This is a genomic window from Bdellovibrio sp. HCB-162, from assembly GCF_047344985.1.
Classification (GTDB): Bacteria; Bdellovibrionota; Bdellovibrionia; order Bdellovibrionales; family Bdellovibrionaceae; genus Bdellovibrio.
In genome coordinates, this window is the sequence record NZ_CP178861.1 from 1,071,656 (window position 1) to 1,089,418 (window position 17,763).

18 protein-coding genes are annotated in these 17,763 nt (G+C 45.5%); 12 read left to right on the forward strand and 6 right to left on the reverse strand.

The window, feature by feature from the left end; translation table 11 throughout:
• Positions 1-128: 128 nt before the first annotated feature.
• Complete coding sequence (locus ACLSSO_RS05230) at positions 129-923, reverse strand: Mrp/NBP35 family ATP-binding protein (RefSeq protein WP_413944269.1); 795 nt, start codon at positions 921-923, stop codon at positions 129-131.
• A gap of 50 nt (positions 924-973) precedes the next feature.
• Here ACLSSO_RS05230 and ACLSSO_RS05235 point away from each other — a divergent pair, with 50 nt between their 5' ends.
• Entirely contained in the window at positions 974-1,372 is a 399-nt protein-coding gene (locus tag ACLSSO_RS05235; protein WP_295904330.1) for a hypothetical protein, read from the forward strand.
• Between the two features lie 57 nt (positions 1,373-1,429).
• Here ACLSSO_RS05235 and ACLSSO_RS05240 read toward each other — a convergent pair whose 3' ends face one another.
• Complete coding sequence (locus ACLSSO_RS05240) at positions 1,430-1,921, reverse strand: hypothetical protein (protein WP_295904331.1); 492 nt, start codon at positions 1,919-1,921, stop codon at positions 1,430-1,432.
• 137 nt (positions 1,922-2,058) lie between these two features.
• Positions 2,059-2,559: a cytochrome C gene (locus ACLSSO_RS05245; RefSeq protein WP_413944270.1), complete on the reverse strand. Its 501-nt coding sequence runs from the start codon at positions 2,557-2,559 to the stop codon at positions 2,059-2,061.
• 112 nt (positions 2,560-2,671) lie between these two features.
• Here ACLSSO_RS05245 and ACLSSO_RS05250 point away from each other — a divergent pair, with 112 nt between their 5' ends.
• Together ACLSSO_RS05250 and ACLSSO_RS05255 are read left to right on the forward strand one after the other, a co-directional pair.
• Positions 2,672-3,136, forward strand: a complete 465-nt coding sequence (locus tag ACLSSO_RS05250; RefSeq protein WP_295904335.1) for a hypothetical protein — start codon at positions 2,672-2,674, stop codon at positions 3,134-3,136.
• Positions 3,133-4,467, forward strand: a complete 1,335-nt coding sequence (locus tag ACLSSO_RS05255; RefSeq protein WP_413944271.1) for a GAF domain-containing protein — start codon at positions 3,133-3,135, stop codon at positions 4,465-4,467. Before ACLSSO_RS05250 ends, ACLSSO_RS05255 begins: the two co-directional genes overlap by 4 nt.
• Here the strand turns inward: ACLSSO_RS05255 and ACLSSO_RS05260 are convergent.
• Positions 4,464-4,847, reverse strand: a complete 384-nt coding sequence (locus tag ACLSSO_RS05260) for a YbaN family protein (RefSeq protein WP_295904339.1) — start codon at positions 4,845-4,847, stop codon at positions 4,464-4,466. The two genes, ACLSSO_RS05255 and ACLSSO_RS05260, sit on opposite strands and share 4 nt — an antisense overlap.
• A gap of 80 nt (positions 4,848-4,927) precedes the next feature.
• Between ACLSSO_RS05260 and ACLSSO_RS05265 the strand changes: the two genes are divergently transcribed.
• Both ACLSSO_RS05265 and ACLSSO_RS05270 read left to right on the forward strand, forming a co-directional pair.
• The gene (locus ACLSSO_RS05265) at positions 4,928-5,701 is read left to right on the forward strand and encodes a substrate-binding periplasmic protein (RefSeq protein WP_413944272.1); all 774 of its coding nucleotides are present in this window, start codon (positions 4,928-4,930) and stop codon (positions 5,699-5,701) included.
• 37 nt (positions 5,702-5,738) lie between these two features.
• On the forward strand, positions 5,739-6,515 hold the full coding sequence (locus ACLSSO_RS05270; protein WP_413944273.1) for a TIGR02147 family protein: 777 nt from the start codon (positions 5,739-5,741) through the stop codon (positions 6,513-6,515).
• Positions 6,516-6,519: 4 nt separating this feature from the next.
• On the opposite strand, the gene ACLSSO_RS05275 is transcribed toward ACLSSO_RS05270, so the two are convergent.
• Together ACLSSO_RS05275 and ACLSSO_RS05280 are read right to left on the reverse strand one after the other, a co-directional pair.
• Complete coding sequence (locus ACLSSO_RS05275) at positions 6,520-9,588, reverse strand: efflux RND transporter permease subunit (RefSeq protein WP_413944274.1); 3,069 nt, start codon at positions 9,586-9,588, stop codon at positions 6,520-6,522.
• Positions 9,589-9,656: 68 nt separating this feature from the next.
• On the reverse strand, positions 9,657-10,013 hold the full coding sequence (locus ACLSSO_RS05280; RefSeq protein WP_413944275.1) for a photosynthetic reaction center cytochrome c subunit family protein: 357 nt from the start codon (positions 10,011-10,013) through the stop codon (positions 9,657-9,659).
• A gap of 117 nt (positions 10,014-10,130) precedes the next feature.
• Here ACLSSO_RS05280 and ACLSSO_RS05285 point away from each other — a divergent pair, with 117 nt between their 5' ends.
• The 7 genes from ACLSSO_RS05285 (at position 10,131) to ACLSSO_RS05315 (ending at position 17,761) form a co-directional block, all read left to right on the forward strand.
• A complete protein-coding gene (locus ACLSSO_RS05285; RefSeq protein ID WP_413944276.1) occupies positions 10,131-11,471 on the forward strand; it encodes a glycine--tRNA ligase in 1,341 nt (446 codons plus the stop codon).
• Between the two features lie 201 nt (positions 11,472-11,672).
• Positions 11,673-12,377, forward strand: coding sequence for a MotA/TolQ/ExbB proton channel family protein (locus tag ACLSSO_RS05290; RefSeq protein WP_295904350.1), 705 nt, complete (start codon positions 11,673-11,675; stop codon positions 12,375-12,377).
• Between the two features lie 16 nt (positions 12,378-12,393).
• On the forward strand, positions 12,394-12,849 hold the full coding sequence (locus tag ACLSSO_RS05295; RefSeq protein ID WP_413944277.1) for an ExbD/TolR family protein: 456 nt from the start codon (positions 12,394-12,396) through the stop codon (positions 12,847-12,849).
• Between the two features lie 12 nt (positions 12,850-12,861).
• Positions 12,862-13,359: a biopolymer transporter ExbD gene (locus ACLSSO_RS05300; protein WP_340590756.1), complete on the forward strand. Its 498-nt coding sequence runs from the start codon at positions 12,862-12,864 to the stop codon at positions 13,357-13,359.
• Positions 13,360-13,383: 24 nt separating this feature from the next.
• The gene (locus ACLSSO_RS05305; protein ID WP_413944278.1) at positions 13,384-16,374 is read left to right on the forward strand and encodes a tetratricopeptide repeat protein; all 2,991 of its coding nucleotides are present in this window, start codon (positions 13,384-13,386) and stop codon (positions 16,372-16,374) included.
• Positions 16,371-16,634 (forward strand): hypothetical protein, encoded by a 264-nt coding sequence (locus ACLSSO_RS05310; protein ID WP_413944279.1) that lies wholly within the window; start codon positions 16,371-16,373, stop codon positions 16,632-16,634. Before ACLSSO_RS05305 ends, ACLSSO_RS05310 begins: the two co-directional genes overlap by 4 nt.
• The gene (locus tag ACLSSO_RS05315; protein ID WP_413944280.1) at positions 16,631-17,761 is read left to right on the forward strand and encodes an AgmX/PglI C-terminal domain-containing protein; all 1,131 of its coding nucleotides are present in this window, start codon (positions 16,631-16,633) and stop codon (positions 17,759-17,761) included. The genes ACLSSO_RS05310 and ACLSSO_RS05315 overlap by 4 nt, the downstream gene beginning before the upstream one ends.
• Positions 17,762-17,763 lie beyond the last annotated feature (2 nt).

Sequence of the window (17,763 nt, forward strand, 5' to 3'; positions counted from 1 at the left end):
AGCACTACATTCGATTCTCAAAATACGTCGAAAATGCGTTTCGCTCTGAGAAAACGGGCGAGAATTTGTTTTGGGATGAAACGGAAAAAGGTAAAACAAAAGGACTCCGAGGGGAGTCCTTTTGTTGATTAAGGAAGAATTTCGCGAATGCGATCCGCGATCTTCATAAACTCTTGAGCTTCGGCACCATTGCTATTCGCTTCAACAATAGGAATTCCCGCTTCGCAAGCAAGACCTACTGAAGGATTGAAAGGAACTGCTCCCAATTTCGCAATGCCTTTGGAGTCAGCGTAAGAATCCATTTCTCCCTTAGGGAAGAGCTGCATTTTTTCGCCGTTCACAGGATTGATCATGTAAGCCATGTTTTCGATCATACCCAGCATTGGAACGTTCACGCGTTGGAACATATCCACCGCTTTTTTTACGTCAAGCAAAGCAACGTTCTGCGGAGTGGATACAACAACAGCTCCCGCAACAGGAACTTTTTGAGCCAACGTCAATTGGATGTCACCAGTTCCCGGTGGAAGATCGACAAGAAGATAATCCAACTCGCCCCAGTTCACATCGCGAAGGAATTGATCCATGGCTTTAAAAAGCATCGGACCACGCCATACTACGGCAGCACCTTCTTCAACCAGAAAACCAATGCTCATAATTTTGATACCGTAGCGAGTGATTGGCTCAAGTTGATTTGTTTCGGGATTGATTTGCGGTTTTTGCCCCAAGGTTCCCAACATACGAGGAATGCTCGGACCGTAGATATCCGCATCCAGTAAACCAACCTTGCTTTTTTTGCCTAAAGCCATAGCAAGATTAGTAGCCACCGTACTTTTTCCAACCCCGCCTTTGCCTGAACTTACGGCAATAATGTGTTTCACTCCGGGAATGGGCGTCTGTTTTTCAAAGGGATTTGGGGCAGCCATGAATTGGACTCCTTGATAATTTTGTGCTCACAACGAATAATAGAAGTTGAATGAATAGCCAAGACTTTTTGACATTGAATTTAGTTGGAGCGGGGGCTTTCATCTTCTGGTATCTCGTATCGCGCGGAGGGGCACGTCGTCCGACGCAGTTAAATATGAAAGCCAAGGATAGCGCACCGCCACTTATGGAAGCGACTCCGGAACCACCTCCGACGGGGGGCGTAGCTTTGCGTCGTCATCCCGATGTTGAAGGCACCGTTACAAAAAGCCTGAATGTGATGTTTAACTACAATGGACATAGCTGGGACGCGTACGAAGTTTTAGGAGTTCCGGCGGGGGCTTCCTTAAAAATCGTCACCGAAGCTTACCAAGCGGCCATTCGTCGTTCAGATAAAGAGTCTGTGGAGTTTTTAGAGACTGCCTATAAGGCGATTTTAAATAAAAAATGATGCTGCAGCTTCAGCCTGCGTACCACGGGCGCTCCGGCACGGCCGGCGTCCGACGAATTACCGAGAATACAAACAGCTAAAGCCTTTGCGATTTTGACTGTGCTCCCACAAGAATTTTCCGGTTTCGTCGATAATAACCGTGTCTTCTTGTTGCAAAGTGACCGCCGTTTCCTCGTTAGAAAAAAGCATCGTTTCCATTTTGCGAATCACATTATCTTTGCGGCTGACATAAGTCAGAATTTTCTTTTTCCCGTGCTCGACCTTTTCGTGCACGATTTTAGAACCTTTATTGATGTTGCAAAACTTCTGCGTGTCGCCTTCATCCGTAGGGCGCAAAGTGAAACCGCCGCATTCGGCGCTCCATTCAATTTCTTTGGGGCAACCTTCAGTTCCTGTTACGAAATAATAAACACCGACAGAAGCCGGTGTAGAGGCAGGAGCGACACTTTGTGGGGCGCGGGCAATGAGCTGTTCAGGAGCCGCCGACCACTGATGTGTGGCCGCTTGCAGTCCCAAAATGAGAAAAAAGAAAACTTTTTGCCAGCGCATGAAAACTCCTTCGAATAAAGAGATTCAAAGCAAAGGTCATGCAGGCAGAGATGCGTTTAAACAAAGCGACGTTCCGTCATTCTCAAAGTGAAATGTTAAACTTCACAGAGAGTGACAAAAACGGCGCTTTTTTATTTTTACTTTTTAGCTTGCGGAGGAATCACGTCAAAGTTCACATACGGTGTCTGCGGAATTTTTCCCGGAGGCAACGCTGTAGGAATTGTTTGCGAATGATTTCCCAAGGAGCGGATGAAACGATAAATAGAGCGCGCGTCTTTTTCTCCCATCGCGTTCACTGAATAGTAGGGCATCGGAGGAAGCGACTTCAGATGTTTCAAATAAGTCACCCATTGATCTTCTGTCATGCCGGCCACGCGGGCACGTAGGTTCGTGGGATAAGAAGTTCCCCAAGGGCCTTTCCAGCCGACGTCTGAACCGCTGAGCCAATCTTTCTCAGGCACAGCCCCATTTTTAGGAGCGTACATGGGAGTATGGCAGTCGTTGCAACCAGTGATTTGAATTAAATAACGTCCATGCTCAGCCGTGGGTTCATTGCTGACAGTTTTTGCCTTGTTCTGACCTAAAGCGATCTGGCCAGAGAGTAACATTCCGAGAAGAACCATATTTGCCGTTTTCATACTCACTCCTTGATTGAGATAAGCCAATTTAGCATTTTACCGGGCGCGAATTTGCTAGGAATGTCCTAAAAAGATCTTAAATTTTTCCTAAACGACCTGTAGGATGGGCGAGATGAATTTAGTAGAGCTGCGACAATTAATTCAGACCGGTGTTGGAATGGTCATGTCCACGCGCAACGCCGATATGTGGCCCGATCTTTGTGAGATTGTGGGCCTTCATTTGCGTGAAGAAGGCAAAACGATGTCTGTCTTCGTTTCGCAAACTCAAGCCGATCATTGTTTGCAGAATATTAAGAGCAACGGTGCTATTGCCGTCTCCCTGTCACGTCCTTGCACATTTGAAGCAGCACAAATCAAAGGCAAAGTGGTGGGAGTTCGTCCGATGACAGACGAAGAGCAGAATCAATCAAAAGCTTGGGCAGAAAGATTTCGTAAAGAGATCCAGTTAATTGGTGTGACCAATGAAGCCGCGATGGGTTTAAAGCTGCAAGCCGATACCACTTTGGAAGTGGAAGTTGAAAATATATATCTGCAAACGCCGGGACCGCGCGCAGGAACGAAGCTGGAGCTTGCATGACATTGAAATTGTCGGACTTAGCTTGCTGTTTTGAAGGCGTGGTTCCCTCTATGATTGCGACGTGTTCGCAAGAGGGAACTCCCAATGTGACTTACATCAGTCACGTCTATCGCGTCGATGAAACGCATGTGGCCACATCTTTTCAATTCTTCAATAAAACACGCGCAAATCTCTTAGAGAATCCATTTGCGATGATCAAGGTCCGTCATCCTGGAAATCTTCAGTCTTATCATCTCAAGGTTAAGTATTTGCGCAGCGAAGAACAGGGGCCTAACTTCGATCAGATGTCTTTAAAGCTCGACGTGATTGCGGCTTATGAAGGCATGGGATCGATTTTTAAAATGAAAGCCGCGGATATCTACGAAGTCCTAGAGATCAAAGAAATCGCGGATCAAACAACGATGCCCACTCCCGATCTGTGTGGGTTCAACGTCAGTTTGGCAGATTTAGAGCTGCTGCGTGTGATCTCGGATAAGTTCAGCAGTCTTTCTAGTTTGGAAGAACTTTTAGATCACTCCATGGATATTTTAAATCGCTATTTGGGTTGGACTCACATGATTCTTTTGCTGGCGGATTTGCAGCAAAAGGTTTTGGTCACGCATTCTAGCTTTGGATATCCCTTTGGTGGAGTCGGAGCGGAAATTCGCTGGGGACAAGGACTTGTTGGACTTTGCGCTGAACACAAGCGTCTTTTGCAGGTCAGTTCTTTGGGTGAAGGTTTACGTTATGCTCAAGCAGCCAAAGTAGGGCATGCTCAAGAAAATCTATCAGCGAAAATTCCTTTCCCTGGATTGACGAATCCGGCTTCGCAAATTGCCGCCCCTTTGAAAGTTCAAGGGGACTTTATCGGTGTGCTTGCCGTGGAGTCAGAGAAAAACTTCTACTGGGGGTTTAAAGAACAGCTTCTGCTTTCAACCGTGAGTAATTTCTTGGCCGTGGGAATTCGTGCTTTGGAAAATCAAGGCACGATCATGAAAGTGACAAAAACAGAATCAGTAGCGCCAACAACGACAGAGAAAAAATTTTTGCGCTTACGTTGGGTGCCTGAATCGGAACTTATTTTTGTAAACGATCAGTATTTAATTAAAAATATTCCGGCAAGAATCTTGTGGTATCTTTTGCAAACCTATCAAAAGACGGGACGAAGTGAGTTTTCCAATATGGAACTTCGCGCGGAAAAGAGTCTGCAACTTCCGGAGATCAAAGACAATCTGGAGACACGTTTGATTCTTCTGCGCAAACGCCTTGAAGAGCAATGTCCTGCCATCCGTTTACAATCGACGGGCCGAGGCCGCTTCCGCATTGAGGTTGTCGGTGAGTTGCAGTTTTAATCGGTTTTTTGCTGCGAAGGACGAGTCCAAATAAAAATCAAAACACAGGTGCAAATAATCCCTGCACTGATCTGCGCATAGCGAGGCACGCGCTCATTTATTAATGATAACGAAACCAGCGGCACCATTAAGACAGTCGCAAGAATCTTGGCACGCAAACGGATAACGCCATGACGTTGCCAATCCAGAATGAACGGTCCCAGGTGCGGTTGACTTAAAAGCCATTGGTGCCAGCGCTCTGAACTGCGCGCAAAACAAAAAGCCGTCAGAAGTAAAAACGGTGTGGTGGGTAAAAGAGGAAGAAAAATTCCAATGACTCCTAAGAGCAGAAAAATCCATCCAAAAATAAAATAAAATGTCTTCACCGTCGTTTTTAACATGATGACATTGTAATGATTTAACTGTCTTTTGTTCAAGGAGACAATTGTCAGTCTCTAGCTCTTTTCGGTATTCTGAAGGCATGAAAACAATGACCGTCTTCTTCTTGTCTTTTTTGGTAGTGACGTCGGCCTTTGCGAAACCTTCAAAGAAGGTCACCTTGATTTCAATGGATATTCCTCCCTTCATGAGTCCGAAGCTTCCCGAGCAAGGAGCGGCGATTTATGGACTAAAGCAAATTTTTAAAAAAATCGGTTACGAATTGGAGGTTCGCTTTGTGCCGATTCAAAGAACGCGAAATGTCGGGATGAGTGATGAACGTATCAACGGATTTTTTCCGTCTTTCGTTGATGACGATTTCGTTCAGGGTATGACGTTGTCCAAGACGATTTATAAAACTCCCTGGGTGATCGCAGAAAGAAAAGAGAAACCCGTTCATTGGAAAACTCCTGCGGACCTTTTGAAATATAAGGGTGGAAATGTCGGAGGTTACACATTAAGATCGCAAGTGGCGGATGTTTTTAAAAGTCACGAAGACGCTCTGGAGCTTGCACCCGGGGACATTCAAAACATTTTAAAGCTCGCCAACAAACGAGTGGATTATATTTTCATTGATCAAAATGTTTTGAAGTTCATTTTAGCTACAGATCCGCAAGCGATTCCTTATGCCGACACTTTGCAAGTGAATCCAAAAATCGTGGCTTTAAATGAATACGGTGTCGCCTTTAAGCAAAACGGCAGAAGCAAAAAGATCATGGACGAGTTTAATAAGGTCGTGAGTGAAGAAGAATTTACTAAAGCCGTGGATGGATATATCAAAATGTACATGGCGCCTCGCTCCACTTCGTCGAAATAATAAAAAAGTGGGTCTTCTTCCGCGACGGAAAGATTTTATGCTAGCAACGCCAATGTCTGAAAACGGCTCGTCTTTATCTTTATTTCTTCATGAAGTTTTAGACTCGCGCAAAAAACGCAATTCGCTGTATTCACTGCGTGCTTTTGCTCGCGACCTTGGAATATCGCCGGGCCGCCTGTCCGATTTTTTGTCTGGTCGTCGCATTCCCGGTAAAAGATTAAGTGAACGCATGATGGCGGCCTTAAAGATGTCTGAAGATGAAAGTGCAAAATTTCAGCATCTTATTTCGCGCAACAGGGAATACGCATCAGAGTTGGGGGGAGCTCATCTTCTTCGTGAAGACGAATTTTCATTGATCGCAGATTGGGAGCATTTCGCTCTTTTGATGTTGATGGGAACTTCCGGCTTTTCACATGAGGTTGCCTGGATGGCAAAACGTCTGCAAGTCTCCGAACTCAAGATTCACAATGCTTTAGAACGCATGGAGCGTCTGGGGCTGGTGAAAAGGCACAATGGGCGGATCAAACGCTTAAAGCACCGCGTTTCAACCACTCACGAAATTCCTTCCATGGTCGTGAGGGAATCTCATCGGCAGATCTTAGAGCATGCGCTGCTGTCTTTGCAAAATGACGACGTCTCTGTGCGTGACATCACTTCCATTACTATTCCGGCTGATCCAAAAAAAATAGAAGAAGCCAAAAAGCACATCCGGGATTTTCGCAGAAAAATGGCGCGACTTCTTGAAGGTGACAAGAAGTCGGAGGTCTATAATTTAAATATCCAGCTGGTGCCCGTCACAAAGGTAAAAAAATAGTAGTTTAAAGTTCCGGTGCTTTCTTCTTACTTTCAAGGGGAGAAAGCATCAAATACAAAGCTGGCACCACAAACAAAGTGAGAAGCGTTGAAACAATCGTACCACCAATGATCGCAAGACCCATCGGAAGACGCGTTTCAGAGCCAATACCAGATCCCAATACTAAAGGTGTTGCCGCAGCTACTGTTGCAACGGACGTCATTAAGATCGGGCGCAGACGAACAGGGCAGGCTTCAAGCAGTGCCTTTTCAATGTTGCCCTGACCATGGCGGCGCACTTGATTTGTAAACTCCACAAGCAAGATCGAATTCTTTTTCGCGATACCCATGAGCACGATCAATCCGATGAAGCTGAATAGATTTAAAGAAATATTAAACATCCACAGGGCCACCAAAGCTCCGGTTACGCTGAAGGGCAGAGCGACAAGAACCGAAATCGGGTGGATAAAGGAATTAAACTGCACAGCTAAAATCAAGAAGGCGACCAGGATACCCACCATCAGCGCAGAATAAAGACTCTTGAAAGACTCAGAGAATCCTGCAGAGGCTCCTTCAAGTGCAAAGGAGTATCCTGTCGGAAGAATTTCTTTAGCAATCGCTCCCGCACGTTCCAGAACAGCGGCTTGCGATTGTCCCGGAGCCAAGTTTCCGAAAACGGAGATCGATCTTTGACGATTCACGCGGCTGATGCCTTGAATGGCGTTACCTTCTTTAATATTCACTAACTGTGATAGGGGAATAAGGTTTCCGAAATTATTTCTGACGAAAAGTCGTTTGAAATCATCAGGCTCACGAATTTGATCTTCTTTGATTTTAAAGCGAATGTCATAGCGACGGCCGTCCGCTGTGTAGCGTCCTTGGCGAAGCCCACCCACACCGGCAGAAAGAACGTCACCGACATCTTCGACAGACACACCACGGTCAGACATGGCTTTGCGACTCGGAGTTAAAACCAACTCCGGAATTCCTGTACGGAAATCCGTATCTAAGTCCACCGCTAGATTTTCTTTTTCCAAACGATCCATCAATTCATTGGATTTCGCCAAAAGAACATTTAAATCCGGTCCGCGCAAGTTGATGGCCAAAGGATTTTGACGGCCCGAAGAAAGATTTCTGGCAGAGATATCTCTCATCGTCACGCGCATGCCTTTGATCTTTTTAAATTCTGCGCGCAAATCATTCATAATTTGTGAGTGATTCTTTTCGCGTTCCGCACGAGGTTTTAAATTCACAGGCATAAATACCTGGTTGACGTTGGAACCACCGCCACCACCACCCACAGAAACATAAAGTCCCTGCACGTTGGGATTGGCTCTTAAAATATCTTCCAATTGTTTGGCGGCCTCGCTCGTTGTTTCAAGTGAGGTGCCTGGAGGTGTTTGTGCTGAAACGATGATCAAGTCCTGATCTTGAGGCGGCACAAATTCCTGACGAACTTTTGTGACCAAGAAAAGCGAAACCACAAAGAACACTACCGATCCTAAGACGATCAGATATTTCCAGCGAAGAGTTCCGTGCAGGATTTTCTGATAAATGTGCGAGAGTTTTTCAAACACTTCATCCAGGTAATGTTCAAGCTTAGAAACTTTAGGTTCACTGCTTAAGAAGGCTGCCGCACGCATCGGTGTGATCGTGACAGCTTCAAGAAGGGAAATCAAAACCGCGGCACTCATTGTGACACCGAATTGGAAGAAGAACTTACCGATAATGCCATCCATAAACACAACCGGAAGGAAGACGGCCACAACGGCTAAGGTCGCAGCAATCGCCGCAGGTAAAACTTCTTTCGCGCCATCAGAGGCTGCCTTCGCTGAACCTTTTCCCATGCGATAGTGGCGCACAATGTTTTCCAAAAGCATGATCGCATCATCGACCACAATAGAAATCGACAGCGTCAAAGCGAGCAGGGTGAATAGATTTAAAGTAAATCCTGAAAAATAAAGAATGATAAAGGTTCCAACAATAGATGTCGGAATCGAGAAAAGAATATTGATGGCTGCCGGAATACTTCCTAAGAAAAAGAAGCAAACTAAGATTGTGATTAGAGCCGCGACCCACAGTTTTTCAATGGTCAAATCAACCGTGGCTTCTGTGGAACGCGTGTAATCCACGTTCACACGGTATTTAAAACCTTTAGGAAAGGTGTCTTTGATCTCATCCATTTTTTGATGAATGGTTTTGGCGACCGTGACTTCGTTTGTTCCACGCTGTTTACGAATCTGCATGGACACCGCTTGTTGACCATCAACGCGCGCAACACGACGGATATCGGAAAGACCATCCTCCACAGTCGCTACGTCGCGAATAAAAATCTCGCGATCGTAAATTCTTTGTCCGCCACGGCGAAGAATTTGAATGTTCTTAACTTCATCGACGTTCGTGGCTTCGCCAAGCCAACGCACACGCAGTTCGCGACGGCCTTCCGTGAATTGCCCCGCAGCACTTTCTAAATGCTGTGTGCTTAAGGCACTCACAACATCGCCCACGGTTAAATACAAATCCGCTAATTTTTTCGTATCAAGCCAGATGCGCAAGTTTCTTTGACTGAATCCACCGATACTCACTTCACCGACGCCAGGGAGGAAGCGAATTTGATCTAAAAGATAATTCTCTGTCCAATTGAGCATCTCTTTCAGAGGGGCTTCTCCATAGACAGAAATAATGATGATCGGATCTTCTTCAGGATTTTGTTTGCGAACGACAGCGGGGTCGACACCCGGAGGCATGCGCATTTGGCTTAATGCTGTCTGCACTTCTTGCAAAACCACGTCGACGTTGCGATTGATATCAAACTCAAGAGTGACTGAGCCCGACCCTTGGCGAGCGGATGAGCGCATTTCTTTAATGCCTTCAATGGCGAGAAGTCGTTCTTCGATAGGGTCAATCAGTTCGGCCTCGACGACCTCAGGAGCGGCTCCTTCGTAAGTGACAGAAACACTCACAATCGGAAAGTCGACATCGGGAAGTTGGCTGATTCCCATTCGATTCATGCAAATCGCCCCGAAGACAATCAAAGCAAACATCAGAACCCAGGCAAAGACGGGGCGGCGAATCGAAAGGTCAATCAAGTTCATGGTGGTTCCTCCGGCATTTAGACGGATGAGGGAGGCTTAAGGTTCACTTAAAATGAGAGCTGAAGCTCTTAGTGAGCTTTTGCAGAAACCGGCTCTTTATAATCCGGCTTTAATTTCCCACGGTGACACATATAGCACGTGGACATGGGGCCTTTTTTTCCGTCAAAACCGTTTTCTTTTAACATCTGAGTGATCTTCATATGGTCTTTGCTGACCTTGAAGTTTTTTTTCGAGTCATCACGGAAGTTCTGTACGTTATGGCATTCCGTGCAGGTCACACCGAGCTCACGTGAAATCGTGATCATCTCTTCGCGGATTTTTTCTTCTTTCGTTACAAATTTGGTAACAGACTCGGAATGAGCCTGAGGAATAAGGAGAAGAAAAAGAACGAGCGGGATGATGAAGCTTTTTGAAGCGCAGTGCATAAATATAGCTTCCCTAAGACCTCGTCCGAGATCAAGTAAGACCCCGATTTCTTGACTGTATCTAGACCCAAGTGTAACCATAAATGTCAGCTTTTTTCTTACACTTGGAGCCAACACATGAAAATTAAGCACCTTGAGGATTTAAACACTCTTGTTTCCCTCAGCAAACGTCGCGGTTTTGTATTTCAATCGAGTGAAATTTACGGCGGTCTGGGGAGCTGCTGGGATTACGGTCCTTTGGGTTCTTTGATGAAGCTCAATGTGAAGCGTGCTTGGTGGAATGCGATGACTCGCAGATCCGACATTGTCGGTCTTGATGCTGCGATCTTGATGCACCCGATGGTGTGGAAGGCGTCTGGTCACGTCGATGGATTCTCAGATCCTTTGGTGGATTGCAAAGACTGTAAAACTCGTTTCCGCGCGGACAACACAGAGTCTTATATTAAAGACAAAAAGTGCCCGAACTGCGGTAGCAAAAATCTTTCTGAAGAAAGAAATTTCAACTTGATGTTCAAAACTCACATGGGTCCTTTGGAGGATTCTGCGAGTGTCGTGTACTTGCGTCCTGAAACGGCTCAAGGTCACTTCGTGAATTTCCTCAACTGCCAACAATCGTCTCGTTATAAAATTCCATTCGGGATTGCGGCGATCGGTAAGTCGTTCCGTAACGAAATCACTCCAGGAAATTTCATCTTCAGAACGCGTGAGTTCGAACAAATGGAGATGCAATATTTCGTAAAACCAGGAACAGACGAGAAATTCTTTGAAGAGTGGAAAGAGCGCCGCTGGAAGTTCTATTTGAAATACGGCATCAAAGAAGAGAATTTGAAAATCCACGTTCATGAAAAGCTGGCGCACTATGCGCGTGCCGCTGTGGACGTTGAATACAAGTTCCCAATGGGCTTCTCAGAACTTGAAGGTATCCACAACCGTTCTGACTTTGACTTGACTCAACATCAGAAGTTTTCTGGCAAATCGCTTGAGTACTTTGATGAAGCGAACAAAGAAAAATACATTCCTTATGTTATTGAAACAGCCGTGGGTTGTGATCGCCTGTTCTTGGCGTTCATGTGTGATGCTTATCGTGAAGAGATCACAACAGATGAGTCAGGCAAAGAAGACGTGCGCGTCGTGATGGGTCTACACCCAGAGATCGCTCCGTTTAAAGTCGCGGTTCTTCCTCTTTCTAAGAAAGAAGAACTGACTTCGATTGCGGAAAAACTTCGCGATCAATTGGCGGATGATTTCGACGTAACATACGATGAAACGGCTTCCATTGGTAAACGCTATCGTCGTCAAGACGAAGTGGGCACACCATTCTGCGTGACTGTCGACTTTGATACGATCAACGATCAAGCTGTGACGGTTCGTCATCGTGATAAGATGACTCAAGAGCGCGTTCCAATGTCGCAGTTGAATTCTTATGTCGCTGCGAAGCTAAAAACATTTAATCAGTAATCCTTAACTTCCGCGCCCTTGCAGGTTTTTAAGCTGCCAGGGCGTTGAGTTTCCTTGTTCCAGAACCCTCCGCGAACCTTTTTTGGTGATTTAACAGTAACAAGTTAAGATTTTGTCGATTTCGTTCCGTGTCATTGCGCATTTCTCTTTGCATGTGTCTGGACCATGGTCTGTAATCTTTGGCGATTGGAGGGGAAATACATGGAATTTCTTACTAAAGTAGCACAGGCATTTGAACACGGTGGTTTCTGGATGTGGCCGATTTTGCTCATTCAGGTGACTTCTATTGCGATCGTCATTGAAAGAGCATACGCCCTTTTTGTTCGCAGAAAACTAAACCAAACAGCATTCGCTCTTGGATTTGAAGAGTCTATTCGCCGTGGCGAAATGGACAGCATCATCTCTAAAGCTCAAGCGGCTTCAGCTCAAAACCCAGTAGCTCGCGCAATCGCGGCTGGTGCGTTGGCAGCTCGTAACTTGGGTGGCAAAGAAGAGATCCAAGGTAAAATGGATGAAGTTCTTCTTGAAGAGAACGCGCACCTTGATCACCGTACAGCTTTCTTGTCTATGCTAGGTAACGTAGCAACATTGACAGGTCTTCTTGGTACGATCACTGGTATGATCAAATCTTTCGCGGCGGTTGCGTTTGCGAATCCAGCGGAAAAAGCATCTTTGCTTTCTGCAGGTATCTCTGAGGCGATGAATGCCACAGCTTACGGTTTGATTGCGGCGATCCCAGCACTTGTTGCTTATGCAATCTTGCAAAACCGTGCAAATCGTTTGGCTGAAGACTTGAATCAAGGTGGACTAAAAGTCTACAACTGGTTGAGCTATGCTTACGAACCTATCACTTCTTACCACATCAAGACTTCCAAATCAGAGCGCAACACTGAAGTGAACGCGTAAGCTTTAAGAGGTTTTAATGAAACACTCTAAAAAGCATTTGGATTTTGAAGTTAACTTGATTCCGTTCATTGACTTGTTGTCAGTGTCGATCTGCTTTCTTTTGATCACAGCAGTGTGGTTGAACGTCGGATCGATGAACGTGAAACAAGCTGTCGGCGGCCAGGCGCAAGAGGACACTAAAAAGAGCCCTCTTGTGTGGATTCGCATGACAGCGCAAGGAGATTTGGATTTAGAGGTTCAACAAAGCTCTCTAGTTCCTAGCGCTCTTCGCAAGTTCCGCGTCGCTCAACAAGACAAGAAGGTGAATTATGAAGGTCTTGAGAAAGCTCTTTCAAACCTGAAGCAGGTAGAGCCTTCTTTGAACACTGGATTGATTCAACCGACGGCTTCGACATCTTACGAAGAAATCATCGACGTGATGGACAAGCTTAAAAAGAGCGGAATGACTGATTTGGGCGTTTCTCCACTGTAAGAGGGGGATTTTGTGATTTCTGATGGCATTTTAAAAGCATCGGTACTGACGGGGACTTTAGAGGGGCACTCTATTATCACTCCGCGTGGTGCTAAGTTTAAAAGACAAATCGCCGCTGATCTTCTTTTGACAGCGTTGATTGATGCTTTCTCTATTCTTGTGATCTTCCTTTTGATGAACTTCTCGAGCACAGGCGAAATCCTGATGATCGGTAAAAACCAGGAGCTTCCAAAAGCACACTTGGCGGATGTTCTAGAAAGAAATCCTGTGATCAAAATCGACGACAACAAATTGTATGTTGAAGATAAATTGGTCGATGCAAATTCTATCACTGCTGAACTTTTGGATCTTCGTAAGAAGTACCAGGAGCTTCATCCGAAAGAGGAGTTCCCGGGAATCGCGACGATTCAGGCGGACCGTCGAGTGAAGTACGAGTTCTTAAACCAGGTGATCCTGGCGATGAACCAGGCGGGATACAGCGATATTAAATTTGCAGTAGTTGTTAAGTAGTAAGTAGGGACAGAGGGGGTCTCGATGATGAAAAAAGGACTTTTAATTATCTCTTTGTCGGTGGCAGCAGCGGCGCACGCGCAATCACCGGCAGCAAACGGGTCAACTCAAGACCTCCTAATTCAAAAACTTACACAAGTACAATTGGGCTTGGCTCCGGCAGATCCTGCCAGAGCCGGAGTTCTTTTGCGCTTGGCGGACTTGCATGCAGAACGTGCCCGTCAACTTTCCATGAAGGAAATTGCTGATGGTTGCACAGTTTGTAAAGCCGGCGAAAAAGACCGCGAAAAAGCTTTAACATATTATACAGAAGCATTGACGAAAGTTTCTGCCAACTCTGTAGCAAAAGTACATTTACAAATGGGTCATCTCTATGAACTTCAAGGTCGTAATGAATTGGCTGAAAAAAGCTATCAAGCGATGCTGAGTTCTTCATCTTCTCCAATTGAGATGGCGGAAGCCAATCTGTCTTTGGCAGAAATGGCCTTTAGAAAATCCGATTTTCAAAAAGCGCAAGGCCTTTACGAAAAAGTATTGGCCACAGAAGGCGCAAGCTCTCAAGGTTTGGCGGCATACCGCAAAGCTTGGTGTGCTTTCCGTATGGGAAATCTGGATGCATCGATCGTTCAACTTCAAGAGATCTTAAAAAATCCAAAACTTCAATCACGCATGTCTTCAGCGCGTGGTGTGGCGGATGTTCAGTTCCTCGAAGAAGTTTCTCGCGATATGGCGACTTTCATGGCCGCGCGCGGAATCAAAGACAGCGATGCGGAAGTTCTTTACTCTCTTTCTCCTGAACAATTCAAACTTCAACAAGTGACTATGCTCGCTCGTGAAGGTTTGCGTTTGGGTCAAAAAGAACCTTCTTTGAAGGTGTGGGACTTTGTTTATCAAAAACAAAGTGATCCAAAATTGCGTCTTGAAGCGCAAGTGCGTATGGCGCAACTTAATTTCGATCTTAAAAACGTTCCTGCGGCAGCGAAGTCTTATCAGACAGCGTTGAATTTGTGGGGAGCGACTGATTGCAACGCAACGACTTGCGAGGAATCTGCAAAAGGTCTTCGTCAATTTGTTGTCGGTTGGAACCGTATTGAAAATTCAAAACCAAGTGCGGAGCTTTTGGCGGCTTACGACGAATATTTCAAAGTCTTCTCTGAAGATGAAGATATGTACGTATGGGGTTCTCAAGCAGCAGCGACGGCTGGCAACTACGCTCAAGCCGCTCAATGGACAGCTTTGGCGAATAAAGTGATCTTGGCTAAATACACTGCTGAAAAAGATTCTGCTCAACAAAAAGCGCAAGCTGAGAAGCTTGAAAAGAATTTGCTTTTGGGTATCGAGAATGCTGAGAAATCAAAGGACGAAAAACTTTTGGTGGCAGCTCAAGACGACTACTTGACGAAGTCTGTATTGAAACAAAAAACTTTCGACGTTCAATACCAAAAGGCTTATGCGATCTACCAAAAGGGTGATTACGCAGCGGCCGCAGATCAATTGAAAGACTTGGCTGTGAACGGCAAAGGTTCACAACAAATCAAAATTCAGTCTGCGGAATTGGCTTTGGATGCGTTGGCTCTTCTTAAAGACGATGCTCGCATCCAACAATGGTCCGGAGAATTTGCTTCTAAGTTTGCAGACAAAAAATCTGAATTCTTGCAAATCCACCAAAAATCGATCCTGACTCAGTCTGCGAAACTGGCAGAGGCACAACCGGATCAAGCTTTGGCGGCGATGGCTGGCTTTAATATGTCAGCAGCGACTACTGAAGACAGAAAAACTTATTTGAAAAATAAAATCTTGCTTAGCGAGAAATTGAACAAGATCACAGAAGCTCGTGTAGCGACGGAAGATCTTCTTCGTGAACCTTCTTTGACAGCCGATGAGCGTGAATTTGCGTTGGGCCGCAAAGTTTGGTTTGCGGAACTTGAACTTGATTTTGCGACAGCTTTGAAAGCCGCGGAACAAATGAAGTTCAGCACATTGTCTCAAGACGAAAAAGTTTTGAAATTGGCGATGTACTCAGAACTTGCGGATAAGAGCCCAGCGGCTTACTACACTCAATATTTGAAACAATCTAAAGACGACGAAAAGAAAGCTTTGATTGCTTCTCAATTGATCCGTTTGTCTAAGACTCCAGCGAAGGACCTAGAGACTTACAAACCATACTTCAAAAACAACGCGGGTCTTTATGCTCGTGCGGCTTTAGAAGTTTATGGTGTTACAAGCGACAAAAAAGTTTTGGAAAAAGCTTTGAAAGAAAAAGGCTCTTCAAAACAAGACGCGTTTGTGATGATCGAAAAGATTTTAACTTTGGATGAAGTGAAAGCTTTGGGCACGCAACTGGCGGCTCATAAAATCGATACGAAAAACCAAAACACAATTGCCACAGGTCTTAAAGCTCGCGTGAAGATGCTTGAAAAAGCAGATGCGCTTGCCAATCGTGCGATTGCGGCGGGTGACTGGTCGTCTCAATTGCTTGCTTTGGATCTTGTGGCTAAAGAAAATGCTCGTTTCTATAACGAAGCTTTGGCTCTTCCGATGCCAGCGGGTTTGACTCCAGAGCAAGAGAACGAATACTTGACGATTCTTTCTCAACAAGTGGCTCCGAACCAAAACACAGCGACAATGGCTGAAACAAAAGTAAAAGAATTCTGGGCGCAAAAATCAGCTTTGGATTCTTACAAAACTTTCGCAGCTAATAACTACAACTGGTCTAAATACATTGCCGCTGATGTTGAGGCGGTGACGGCGATCGCTCCAGAAGATCAAAAAGCTTCTTGGACAGCCGCCGTTGTTGAGATCAAAGCCGCAGAGGGTTCTTTGCAGAAACCTTCTTTGGCGGAACTTGAAAAAGCTCGTACGAACTTGAAACAAAATCCGTTTGCAGCAAGTGCGATTCAAGAAGCGATTGCTCTTGAGAAAAAAGCCCAACGTAAGAGCATGGTGGAATACCTTGAAGGCCGTTTGGCGACATTGGCTAAGAAGGACAGTGAAGTGAAGGAGAAACAACAATGATGAAATATGCGTTGATGATGGTATTGGTGGTGATGGCTGGAATGGCCCACGCTGCTCCAGAAGCTGGAAAACCGGCGACAAAGAAGGCGCAAGACATGAACTTCGAAGACCTTCTTGTTAGCGGTCAGTATCACTTCTCTGACGAAGCTGTAACCACAGTGGAAGAAGATAAAGTTTTGAACAGTTTGATCGGTGTAAGAACAGACTTCAAAGATCGCATGAAACAATCAGCGACTTTGGGTGAGGTGAAGGGCAAATGAGTCTAAGATTAGTCATTGAAGACAATTTAGGAAATATCACTCGCCAAATTCCGGTGACGGAGAAAAAAGCGCAAGTGATCCAACGTATGGACACAAAACGCCTTGAAGTCGTAACTGACACTGCGGCGTTGGTGAAAAATAAAATCCAATTCTCTAAAATCGCGGATCTTGATTTTGACGAGATGAAAAACGAAAAGTTTCCTCTTGGAAACTTTGGTTCTCTTCGCCTTGTTAAGGAAGTGGCAGCGGTTCCGGTTGACGGTTCTGTAAAACAAGACGGTAAAAAAGATCTTAAGGCCTCTGTTCTTTTGGCTTTTGCGATCTTCTTGATGCTTCTTTCCATCGTTCGCTTCGCTCCGAAAGAGAATGCGAAAGTGACTGAAGAATTGAAACAACAAGTTGTTAAGATTGTTCAGACAAAAGAAATGAAAAAGAAAACGGTGGCTCCGACAACAAATATGATGGCGGATCAAACAGCGACGAAAATGCCAACAAAAAGAGCCGAGCTAGTAAAACGCTCTGGTGCTTTGGCGGCGTTGGGAAGCCTTCGCTCTGGTAAACAACGTGGCGGCTTGAACTTGGGTGCTGTGAACACAACAGCAGGTATCGGTTTGGGCGGCACAGGTGGCAGCGGCGGCGTGCAAACTTCTTTGTACGGTAAAGGCATCACATCAGCTCCTCTAGGTTCAGGTGCCAACATCAACGGTGGTGGCGGTTACGGAACCAAGGGGAAAGGCGGCGGCCAAGCTGGTTACGGCAGTCTTTCACTTGTAGGTTCTGCAGGTGGAGCTCCGGTTCCATTGGGAGCTGAAGCCGAAGTCGCTCAAGGTTTAGATCGTTCAGCAATTGACGAAGTGATTCGTCGTAACTTGGGTCAAGTTCGTTTCTGTTACGAGCAAGCTTTGCAAGGCGCGCCTCAATTGAGTGGTCGTGTTGCAATGGGCTTCACAATCGGTGGAAACGGTCTTGTGAAAACAGCTCAAGTTGAAAGTTCTTCGATGGCCAATAAAGGTGTCGAAGATTGCATTACGATGCGTTTGAAAACGTGGAAGTTCCCAGTGCCTCAAGGAGGCGTGGACGTGAAAGTAACTTATCCATTTGTATTACGTAGACAAGGTCAGGGGTAAAA